The 12,143-nt window shown below is 39.8% G+C and carries 6 protein-coding genes; all 6 read left to right on the plus strand.

Features of this window, described 5'->3' with window-relative positions; genetic code table 11:
• Window positions 1-2: 2 nt before the first annotated feature.
• The 6 genes from R8G66_05910 (at window position 3) to R8G66_05935 (ending at window position 12,054) form a co-directional block, all read left to right on the plus strand.
• Window positions 3-4,472 (plus strand): type I polyketide synthase, encoded by a 4,470-nt coding sequence (locus R8G66_05910; GenBank protein ID MDW3191875.1) that lies wholly within the window; start codon window positions 3-5, stop codon window positions 4,470-4,472.
• 183 nt (window positions 4,473-4,655) lie between these two features.
• Window positions 4,656-6,095, plus strand: coding sequence for a condensation domain-containing protein (locus R8G66_05915; protein ID MDW3191876.1), 1,440 nt, complete (start codon window positions 4,656-4,658; stop codon window positions 6,093-6,095).
• The gene (locus R8G66_05920) at window positions 6,092-6,820 is read left to right on the plus strand and encodes an alpha/beta fold hydrolase (GenBank protein ID MDW3191877.1); all 729 of its coding nucleotides are present in this window, start codon (window positions 6,092-6,094) and stop codon (window positions 6,818-6,820) included. The genes R8G66_05915 and R8G66_05920 overlap by 4 nt, the downstream gene beginning before the upstream one ends.
• A gap of 7 nt (window positions 6,821-6,827) precedes the next feature.
• Entirely contained in the window at window positions 6,828-8,408 is a 1,581-nt protein-coding gene (locus R8G66_05925; protein MDW3191878.1) for a cyclic peptide export ABC transporter, read from the plus strand.
• Between the two features lie 227 nt (window positions 8,409-8,635).
• Window positions 8,636-9,559: a cupin-like domain-containing protein gene (locus R8G66_05930; GenBank protein MDW3191879.1), complete on the plus strand. Its 924-nt coding sequence runs from the start codon at window positions 8,636-8,638 to the stop codon at window positions 9,557-9,559.
• Between the two features lie 119 nt (window positions 9,560-9,678).
• Complete coding sequence (locus tag R8G66_05935; GenBank protein MDW3191880.1) at window positions 9,679-12,054, plus strand: ABC transporter permease; 2,376 nt, start codon at window positions 9,679-9,681, stop codon at window positions 12,052-12,054.
• The last annotated feature ends 89 nt before the right edge of the window (window positions 12,055-12,143 follow it).

The following is a 12,143-nucleotide window of genomic DNA, read 5'->3' on the forward strand; positions in this document are numbered from 1 at the left end:
AAATGCCCAATTACAACGGCCTTGAAGTGGCCATTATAGGTATGTCCGGCCAGTTTCCCGAGTCAAGGGATTTGCAAGAATTCTGGACAAATCTTTGTACATCTAAAGAATTGATCAAGTCTTTCAGTGAAGACGAACTGTTAGCTTTAGGCATGTCAATTGAAGACATTAATCAGCCTGGTTTTATTGGTTCACAAGGTAGTTTCGATCATCCCGAAAATTTCGACTATCAGTTTTTTGGTTATACCAGGCATGAGGCTGATCTAATGGATCCGCAAATCCGATTGCTTCATGAACACACATGGAAGGCGATTGAAGACTCAGGGGAGAAGATTTCATCGGATTCAAAAACCGGACTGTATTTGGCAGCTTCTGATAACTTGAATTGGCGCACTTATGCGGAACTATCGCCCAACTCGAATGTCGACCCTTTCTTTCTGAGCGAAATATCAAATAAGAACTTTGCCAGCACACTGATCGCTTATAAGTTGAATCTTAAAGGCCCATGTTACTATTTAGATACCGCATGTTCAAGCTCACTTGTTGCGACGCATCTGGCATGCCGAGCCCTTTTGATGAAAGAGTGCGATATCGCTGTTTCAGGAGGTGTGAGTATCTCTTCTACCGTCAGCAAAGGTTATAGCTACGTGCCAGGTGCCAAAGACTCGAGCGATGGACATTGCCGCTCATTTGACAAGGATTCCTCCGGAACTGTAAGTGGAGAAGGAGTAGGTGTGGTGGTACTCAAGCGACTACAAGAAGCGATTGAAGATGGGGATCATATTTATGCAGTAATTAAGTCCACAGCGGTCAACAATGACGGGAATCGTAAAGTAGGTTATACTGCCCCAAGTATTTTAGGGCAGTATGAATGCATCAAAAATGCCCAGCAAATAGGTAAAGTACCCTATGATACGATTAGTTATGTGGAAGCACACGGTACGGGAACCAAGCTGGGCGATCCCGTTGAGGTGGCCGCACTGAATAAAGCATTTAACCACGATACGTCACATTCATGCACGCTAGGTTCGGTTAAATCTAACCTTGGACATTTGGACGCAGCAGCCGGCGTTGCAGGGTTTATTAAAGTTGCTTTGATGCTGAAGAACAAAACAATCCCTCCAACGCTGCATTTTAACGAAGCCAATCCTGATATTGAGTTTGAGTCGGGTCCTTTCAAGGTAACTTCCGAGCTCAAAAATTGGAGCGAAAACAAGACCCCTTTGCGTGCTGGGGTCAGCTCTTTTGGAATTGGGGGGACGAATTCACATCTGATTTTGGAAGAAGCACCTATCCAAAAGTCCATAGCTTCGTCCAGGAGTCATTACACCTTGACTGTGTCGGGAAACTCCGTTGCTGCACTGAATCAAAATATTGAGAACCTTTCAGTCTGGTTAGGTCAACACTCAGATACTGAATTGGCAGATATCTCTCACACGCTAACATCGAGGAGAAAGTCTTTTCCTTATCGGAAAAGTGTGGTTTGTCAAAGTATAGGAGAGGCGGTGGAGAAGTTAGAGGCCCTTAAAAAAGAGCCCCCATCAACTCCTCTAACAAAAAATAAGCAGAATCATATTGTTTTTATGTTTCCAGGGCAAGGTTCACAACATAGAAATATGTGTGTGCAGCTCTACGAGCAGGAAGCGTATTTTCGTAAAGAAGTGGATCAGTGTTTTGATCACCTCAAGAGCCTGACAAAAAAAGATTTAAGATCTGTCGTTTTTTCTGATACAGAAACGCCAATCAATGAGCTGGAATATGCCATTCCCTTGAACTTTATTTTCGAGTATGCTCTTGCCAAATTGCTCATCAATTGGGGCATCAAGCCTAAGAGTATGATTGGGCATAGTGTAGGTGAATATGTTGCGGCATGCATAGGTGGAGTATTCAAATTTAAGGATGCGTTGTGGCTTGTTTTAAAGCGAGCTGAATTGATGCAATCCATGCCAACTGGGGCCATGCTGAGTATCTCTATATCTGAAAAAAACCTTACTCCTTATCTTTCCAATACGGACAAATTGTCATTGGCTGCTGTAAATAGTACCCAATCATGTGTTGTTTCAGGCCCTGTTGAAGTGATCGATCAGTTTCGGACAAAAATGGAAGAAAATGGCTTTTCAACGAAGCTTATTAAAACTTCACATGCAGCCCATTCTTTTATGATGGATGGTGTCTTAACTGATTTTGAAAACGCATTTGACCAGATCGAGATATCTGCTCAGCAGATTCCGATTATTTCAAACCTGACAGGCAAATCAGCGCTGGATGTTGAAATATCACAGCCAGGTTACTGGACCAGTCATTTGCGCCAAACAGTGCGTTTTTGCGATGGTATTGACACCTTATTGAACCAAAAAAATGCCCTATTCCTGGAAGTTGGGCCGGGTAAAACATTGAGCTCATTTGTCGGTGGAAATAGCAACAAAACAAACAACCAACCCATCATTAACTTTCTGGGCCACCCAAAGGACACAGCAAGCGATTTGGAACATGTCCTGAGTGGTGTTTCAAAACTATGGACGCTTGGCCTTGAGCCTGATTGGGATAAAATTTCAGAAAGTGAAAAACGAGCGGTTATACCGCTACCTACTTACGCTTTTGATCAGTTGAAATGCGTTTCTAATGTAGATGTTAGAAACATTTTATATAGAAGGCTTGGCTCAGGTACTGAGCGAATCAAGATGGATGACTGGTTTTATCGTCCCACATGGAAACTTGTCCCCAAACCACATGGACAAGAAGATTTACTGAATTGTTCTCTGGTTTTTCTAGACAAAGAGGATATTGGGGTTTTGATTGTAGAACAATTAAAAAATGAGGGTAAACAGGTCATTGTGGTTAAGGAAGGTGATGAGTTTATTCAGCATGATGATTCATTAAGTTTTATTTTAAACCCGAACAACGAAAAGGACTTTACCCGTCTGTTTGATTCGATATTAACAAGGAAATTAAGTCCACAAAGGATCATTTATTGTTGGGGATTATTATCGAAAGAACCTCAGGAGGAGCCTCTTCCTTTTACTGTTAATCAAACGTGTATTCCAGGGTTACTCAATTTTATAAAGACCTTGCCAGCAGAGATGACCTCAATAAGTGAGGTCACGGCAATCGTCAATGAACTACACGATATAGAAAGTACGAATCCTCAAATATCCGGTCCTGCAAAGTCGCTTATTGTGCCTATGTTAAAAGTTATAGGACAGGAGTTTCCAGGTATCAAAACTGGGTTAGTGGATATATCTACTAACCAACCTGAAGAGGATGACAGACTATATGCGGAGGTCATTCATGCAGAACCAGGTAAGGTGATTGCTCTTCGGAATGGGCTAAGGTTCAAACAGATATTTGATCCTATAAAAGTTCATCAGGAAGAAGTCACTGCTTTCAGACACGAAGGTGTTTATCTCATCACTGGAGGTCTGGGTGATTTTGGCTATAGAGTAGCTCAATTTCTTGGAGAAACTTATCATGCAAAACTTATTCTGTTAGGTAAATCCAAGCTTCCCGATAGAAGCCTTTGGGAAGGCATGATAGAAGATGGCAGCACTTCGGATTCTTTCAAAGAGAAATTAGTAAAAATGATGGCTCTTGAAAAATTGGAAAACCAGCCTGTCTATTTCGCATGTGATATTTCCTCCCAGACGGAGTTTAACGATATCTTAAAAGAAAGTGAGAAGATTTTCGGGAAACCCAATGGAGTCATTCATGCAGCAGGTATTGTAGGAGGGTCGACTTTTAAACCGCTTAGGGATTTGAGTGAAGATGATTTCAATCGTCAGTTTGCTCCAAAAATTTCAGGTCTGATTTCTTTGAAAGAATCTCTCAAAGATTACGATTTGGACTTTTGTATCCTGACCTCATCAATATCCTCTATTTTGGGAGGTTTAGGGTTTGCGGCATATGCTGCTGCAAACACGTTTCTGGATTATTTCGTCGCGTCGAATAGATCACAAGGAAAACTTCGTTCTTGGATCTCGGTCAACTTCGATAGTTTAGAGCGTGAGAGTTTACACAAGAAAGAAATTTCCGGTTTGCTCCAAAAGCTGATTTCCTTGAAAGATAATCCACAAGTTGTGGTTTCCTACACCAACCTGGGATTACAAATGGATAAGTGGGTAGATAAGGCCACGGATGATGAAGATGACCTTTCGCTCGATGCGGGGTTTGAAGACCAGACAATGAGCTACCTGGATCATCTTACAGATGAAGAAAAATCTGTATTGGCGATCTGGCGTAGTTTCTTTGGCCGTAAAGACATCACGCTGGATACTGATTTTTTTGAGATTGGTGGAGATTCTTTAAAAGCCGTTCATATTGCCAACAAAATATCTAAGCTGATAAACGTCAACGTCGGCCCTACAGATATTTTGGTCAATCCATCCGTAAGTAAATTGACAACTTTAATTGAGTCGCGGCAAAACAGCGAAAATGCCGATGATAAAGTAGATGATACTTATGAATTGATTATCTAGAGCGGGAACAACTACAAGAAATTTCAAATTAATGAACGAACTGTTTGCAAGGATAAAAGTGCGAAATATGGAAGATGGGGTTTTTGATCAAACGCTCATTCCGAATGCCCTAAATGACCCTGGTTTTTTAATTAATCTCGGCCGTCTTAGATCAGCACGGTACTAAAACTCCAACAATATATAATGGAAACGTTGGTCAGTTCTTCTAACCAGTTTTATGATTTATCCCACCGGGAGAGGTGCAAATTACTATTGTATAACCTTCATGTAAACTCGGAGCTAGACCTAAGAAGAGAGTCTTCTTGTTTGAATCTTTTGGCGGTCATTAATCTGGGACAAATCAATGTTTCAGCATTTGCTCAGGCCTTTGGTCAAATGGTAGCGGGACATGATAATTTAAGAGCCCATTTTATAAAGGTGGGTAGTTCATTTAAAAAAGTCATATTGCCTACAGATAAGGTTCCTTCGCTGAATGTAGTTCATTTAGAAGCGTCCAACGTCTTAATACAAGAACACCTTAGAAAAGATGAGGATTGGGAATTTGAACTGATTGATTCGCCTTTGTGGATGGCAAACCTATATGTAAAGGAAAACTCCGAAGCCATATTTTCATTTTCTGTCAATCATATCATTACCGATCAGTGGTCGATGAATGTGCTCAATCATGATCTATGGAGTTTGTACGAAGCTATATTGTCAGGTGCCGATGTATCAGTTGAATCAGGATTACCTGGTGCTCAAATTGGCAATTGGGAAAAGGAGCAATTGGCAATTCATGGAGAATCACTTAAAGACTATTGGAAAAGAGAACTATCAGGCACATTACCAACGTTTTATCTTCAGCAATTTTATGACCCAGCGTATCATCATCCCTTGATTCAATCCTATAAGGAGGAGTTGGCCTATGAGTGCGATTCAAATGGTCTCAGCTTGAATGTCAGGGACTTTAACAGCTTAGTAGGCAACATTCATCGCATTACATGTTATGAAGGTCCTGTGTATCGGACCGTGTATGAACAAAGTATTTTAGACTCTCTTAATGAAGTAGCGGCAAAACTCGGGACTACCTTCTCCAACTTGTTGATCGTCGGTTATAAGCTTACACTGTTTGACCTGACACATAAGCCAGATATAGTGGTTGGTGGTGTCTGGGACTTAAGAGATTCGGAATTCATGAATACGGTTGGATGGCTGGCCTATAATTTTTTATTGAGATCAGTCATTGATGAAGAAATGATATTAAGTGACTTTATCGAAAATGTTGAGCACAAAACCTTTGAAGTCCTGGATCATAAATTGTTTCGATTAGACAGAATACTTGAGCTTTGTGATGTTTCTCTGGAAGCACTTGGGACCACATTCATCAATATTTTTCATGAAACTGAGGAGCAAACCATTACCGACTTTTCCTCTGCATACGAAGAGGAAAATTCACCATGTTTTTATGATATAGATTGTATGATTACCAGATGTACGAATGGAATAGAGGTGAAATTCAGATACAAGCAAGGACTATTTGATAGGTCTTTCATTGAAATGTTGTCAAAGCGATATAGAAGAATTTTGAATAAAATGATGGACTATCATTATATGCCGATTAATGAAATTCTTACCAGAGGATGACTGAACTTCAAGTATTCTTTTTCCATTTTGCGGGGGGTAGTCATTATTCCTATGGTTTTCTTAAGGATCATCTTCCTGCACAACACCATTATCATTTTCTTGAACTGCCCGGCAGGGGAAGGAGGTTTGACGAGGAGCTGATCACTGACAAAAACAAAGCGGTTTTGGACCTCCTGGAACAACTACAGGTCATCAGAAATAAGGATATCCCGTATGTCATATTCGGACATAGCATGGGTGCTCTTATGGGATTGTGGCTGACTTTCAAAATGAAGGAGATGGGAGACCCTCCAGGCTATTTGATCGTCTCGGGAACAGCAGGGCCAGGAATTGAAGAAGAGAGAGATGAGAAAATCCACTTGATGGATTCCGCAACTTTTAAAGCCAAATTGGAGAGCATGGGCGGTATTCCCGAAGAGATTTTGGAGGAAGAGGAATTGTTTTCATTTTTTGACCCGATCATCAGAGCGGATTTTGAAGTAGTAGACCCTGATAATTTTACTGAAGGAGGCATTAAAATCGACTGTCCCATTTATGCCCTTATGGGTGATGAAGAAGAACATCACGACAAAATCAAGAATTGGCAACGCTACACTAAGCAGCAGTTAAATAAAAAGATATTTTCGGGCAATCATTTTTTTATACACGAACATCCGGAACAGGTCGTGGAAGTATTGATGACGTGTTCTAAGGAAGTTACTGAGGCACAACCAAAAACCCACTAAAGACAGTATGCTCAAAATAAATAAACTACATATCGTATATGTCATATTGTATGCCATCCCACATACATTATTGCATTTTGGTATAATCTACATCATCAACAATGTGTTGGTAGGAAATGAGGCCTTTCTCAAGACCTACATGGGCTTTGTATTTATTTCATTCATCGTCTATGCTTATTTATTAAACGTCATTTTTCAAAAAAAGCTCAACCAGTATACTTTCAAAATCCTCTATGATAGTGAGAAAAAGTTGTTCAAGCAGTTGTTGAATGCTCCCATAAAAGCATTGGATAAGTTTGGAAGTGAGCGTTTTTACACGGTAATGACGGACCTTAGGGCTTTTTCTGGTTTGCCATATGTGATTAAAGAGACTGTCTGTTCCTTAATGCTCCTCATACTGGGATTGGGCTACATGTTTACCATTTCGGTTGTATCCGCGTCCATCGTATTCTCACTGATCGTCATCATGACAGGTGTGTACTTTTTCATCATTAACCTCATGTCTTCTCAAATGAACAAACTACGGGAGTATGATGAGACCTACCACGAATACATCAAAGATTTGGTCGACGGATTTAAGGAATTTAAGTTGAGTCTGGTGAGAAGAACAAATGTTGTCTCCAAATACTTAAACCCCAATCGCGATAAATCTGAACAACTCGACTATAAATTGAACTACGTATTCCTTTCGTTGAGTATGATCAGTGAGTACGGATTACACTTCGTCATTGCAGTGATTTTGTTCATTTTACCAGCTTTTGATCTGATCTCGCAAAACGAGATGCTGATCTATGTGATCATTCTATTGTTTATAACAGGGCCGATCAACAACCTAATAAATCTACAACAGACCTATACGCGATTTCTGGTAGCCATCAATCGGGTAAAACAATTTCTTGAGGACTTTAAAGCAGTAGAAAGTAAAGAAGAAAAAGAAGAGCAGATAGACAAAAGTTTCGAGTTGCTTCAAATGGAAAATATCACCTTTCGGCACAAAAGCGAAAATGGTGAGTTTGTCCTCGGACCAATAGACTTCCAACTGAGAAAGGGTGAAATTGTGTTTATTTCTGGAGGAAATGGGTCAGGTAAAAGTACCTTCATCAATTTGCTATCAGGCCTTTACACACCGGAAAATGGTGCAATTAGGTTAAATGACAAGGTTCTTAATAGTACTAAAGATGGTCTGCATGGACTCATTGCGGCCATTTATACGGATAATCATCTTTTTTCTAATAACTATGAAGATTTTCCCCTTAAAGGAAACACCAGATTCAGTGAGTTAATCCAACTCATGAGATTAGAAAAAATAATTGGCACGGATCATGAGTATTTTACTCGAAAAAATCTATCAAAAGGCCAGAGTAAAAGATTAGCCCTGATTTTTTCGTTACTTGAAGATAAACCGATCCTTATATTAGACGAATGGGCGGCAGAACAAGATCCTGAGTTCAGGAAATACTTTTACAGAGAACTATTGCCACAATTCAGAGCAATGGGGAAAACCGTATTAGCGGTAACACATGACGACACTTATTTCGACGCAGCTGATAGAATGATCAAGTTTGAGTACGGTCGGATTGTGAATTGACCATAAATGAATATTTCTATGGAATCAGGCGATGAGTTTTGACCAGGAATAGATTTGATTTTTACAAAGACGAATTAATGAACCTATCCGGTTTCATTGATCCAATCTTAGAGATTTGTCCAATTCGAGTATGGTACATGCCTAATTCAACTAAGTACATACCTAATTCAACTGTAATGAATTGATTACTTTTGATTTCAATATTCCTGAAATAACAATACGAAACATTGAGTCTCAACAAGAACCAGATTTTTTCAGCTATTCCAAATATAGATTCAGCCAGAGAATTGCCAGTTCTGAACGCACTGACCGTCTCTGAAAAGGAGTTTAAACGAGAATTCGTTGATAGAAGCCAGGCATGCCTGATCAAAGGTGCGGTCTCTCACTGGGATGCAGTTTCCAAATGGACAAACCAGGACTTTTGGTTACATGAGATCAGTGATTTTAAAGTAGGGACTTTTACAAATCACAATTACAATGATCAGGAATGGATGAAAGAGAAGGTAGAAATCATGGGATTTCACTCAGCGATTCAGCGGCTATTTAGTGGCGAAAATAAAATATTCAGCATCCCAACAGTTGAACTAACAAAAATAGAAGGCCTTGCTAAGGCAGTTGATTCACTTGGGACATTTGAGTTCCTTTCTGATCCAACAGGGCCCAGAGCTTATCCCAAGTTGAGGGCATTTATGTATAAAGGAGCTGCAACAGGTTGGCACTTTCATGATTTTGATGAAACATTGATGTGCCAGGTAGCCGGCACAAAACAAGTAGCGTTGTTGTCTCCAGATATTGAAAACGCCCGGGAAATCGTTGAATTCTTTAATAAAGACAAGTATGTACATGGCGAAAAGTTGGATGCTTCATTCAATTTGTCTCCTTTGGTGGCTACGGTGGAGCAAGGCGATGCACTTTATATCCCACCTTATTGGTATCATGGTGTGGTACCCGAAGACAATTCAATTGGTTTTACGCTGGCCTACTGTTGGGGTAGCCCACTTCACAGGCTAGGAGACTTTTCTAACTTCTTTGTTAGGTATGCTTATAAAAATATTCTTTACCCAATAACGCCTTTTTCGATTCTCTCACCAATTATTGGATTAATAGCAGCTGCCAGTTTTGGTTTTAATAAACGATTTAGACAATTATAAAGGCTTAGACAAATCAATGAAATACTGAATTATAATTCGGTAAATCAACTTCCCAAAAATTATTGATTATGATTAAACATTACCTCCTAATTACCCTGCGCCATCTTTTGCGTGATCGAATGATGTCCTTCATAAATATTTCAGGTCTTGTCATAGGGTTTAGTATTGGTATCTTAATATTTCAGTACGTTAATTATGAGTTGAGTTTTGATGAATTCCATGCCAATGGAAATGAAACATTCCGACTGACTCGATCAGAATTGCGAAATGATGAAATACTCTCATCCGGACCCTTTACTCCCTTCAGTCTTGGTGTGTCAAGCCTTGAAACCATACCAGAGGTTGTGGGATACAGTAGGATTCACCCTGAAGAAAGCGGTATTGTAAGTATTAAAGAAGAAAGTCGATCATTTGAAGAAAGTGACATACTTTTCGTTGATAAAAATTTCCTTCAACTATTTAGTTATCAATTGCTTAAAGGGGATGCGGAAAGCTGCCTTCAGGGGCAGAGCAACATTGTTATTTCTCAAGAAGCAGCTAAGAAGTATTTTGGGAATGAGGATCCAATGGGCAAAAGATTAACCGTAAGTGGAAATTGGGTTAGAAGTGATTTTATAATAACGGGGGTATTAGGGAACCTACCCTCTAATACACACTTAAAGTTTGATTTTCTGATCCCTATGGATATGCTGTTGGCTCACGATCAGTATAAAAACAGTGATGGATGGGGATGGACCAACTTTGTTACCTATTTGAATGTAGATGATGCCAGCAGTGCTTCAGTGGTTACTCAAAAGCTTAATCGACTAGTAGACAATCAAATAGGTGAAGAATTAGCAAAGGCCAACGTCTCATGGGAGATGACGTTGCAATCTTTGACTGACATACACCTTAAGTCTGATTTTCCTGAAGATTTGGCGGCAAACAATGGAGACATTTTGAATGTGAGAATTCTCACCATAATAGGCATTTTTATTCTGGTGATTGCATGGGCCAACTATATCAACTTATCAATTGGAAGAGCAATAAGAAGGGCACGTGAAGTCGGGGTAAGAAAATCGTTTGGCGCGTATAAAGAACAAATCGTTGTTCAGTTCATGGCGGAATCAATTTTATTAAATGTGTTGTCCGCAATGTTAGCTATTGGTGTTTCTTATTTATTGCTTCCAGCTTTGAATACGATTGTAGGAGTGGAGCTTAATCTTACGCTTTTTAGTCAACCGGCGTTCTGGTTGTATGCGATCATTATTTTGCTGCTAGGATCTTTCCTTTCCGGGTTTTATCCTGCATTCGTCATAGCTTCCTTTCATGTGATCAATGCGCTGAAGTCAGAAAAACTACAACGCATGGGGGGCTTTGCCTTGCGAAAAGGCCTGATCATATTTCAGTTTTGTATCTCCTTATTGTTGATATCAGGCACCTATTTTGTTTATCAGCAGATACGCTACATGAAAAACAAAGACCTGGGTATCGAAATGGAAAAGATACTGGTAGCAAAGGGGCCAAGAAACAGTGACTTTTCAGCGTCGAAGCTACGTGTTTTGAAAGATGAATTAAAGGAGCATAATACTTTTGAGAGTGTAACTTGTTCAGGGCATGTACCAAGTACCGGATTCAACTGGAGAGGCGGGGTGAGAAAATTGGGCAAAGCCCAGGATCAACAATCGGATGTCACGGTGATTTTTGTTGATAATGAATTTAATTCAACCTATGACTTTGACTTTATGTCCGGTAGTCCATTCGCTGCCACTATGTCTTCGCATAAAGATGGTGTCATCATCAATGAGGAAGCTGTAAACATGTTGGAATTGGGATCACCGGAAAAAGCACTTGAAGAAAAATTGATCATCAGTGCAATTAACGATACAGTGAAGATTATCGGTGTGATAGAAAACTTTCACTGGAGTTCCCTAAAACAGCCTAATTCACCTTATCTGTTTGCGATTAATCCTTATATATGTTCTTATGTATCTTCAAGGGTAACCAAGGGGGGAATTCAAGAATCCGTTGACCACCTTGAAGAAACCTATCTTTCTCTTTTTCCAGGCGAACCTTTTGATTACTTCTTTCTAAATAAAGAATTTGAAAAGCAGTATAAATCTGAAGTGCAATTTGGAGACTTGTTAACATCTTTTTCATTGCTATCAGTCATTATTACTTGTTTGGGGTTATTTGCATTGGTCACTTTTTCTACGGCTCAGCGCCGCAAGGAAATCAGTGTGAGAAAAGTCCATGGCGCCAGTCTTTCAGGGTTGATGTTTCTGTTAGTCAGGGAATATGTGATACTGTTGATCATAGCAAGTGCGATCTCTCTTCCTGTCGTTTTTTATTTTGGCCAATCATGGATGGAAAATTTTGCCTTTCGCAAAGGGTTTGATCTAGGTGTTTTTGTGTTTCCTGTCCTCACCCTTGCCGCAATATCGTTTGTGACAATTTTGAGGCAAATACTCTCATTGGCAAGGATAAATCCTACAGAAGCTTTGAGAAACGATTGATGGCTATCCCTAAAATGAAGATTAAAAGCTAATCTGTACCCCAAATATTGAAGACTGAATGATAACCTGATAAAAAGGAATCTGGATTT

Source organism: Cytophagales bacterium, assembly GCA_033344775.1.
GTDB lineage: Bacteria > Bacteroidota > Bacteroidia > Cytophagales > Cyclobacteriaceae > JAWPMT01.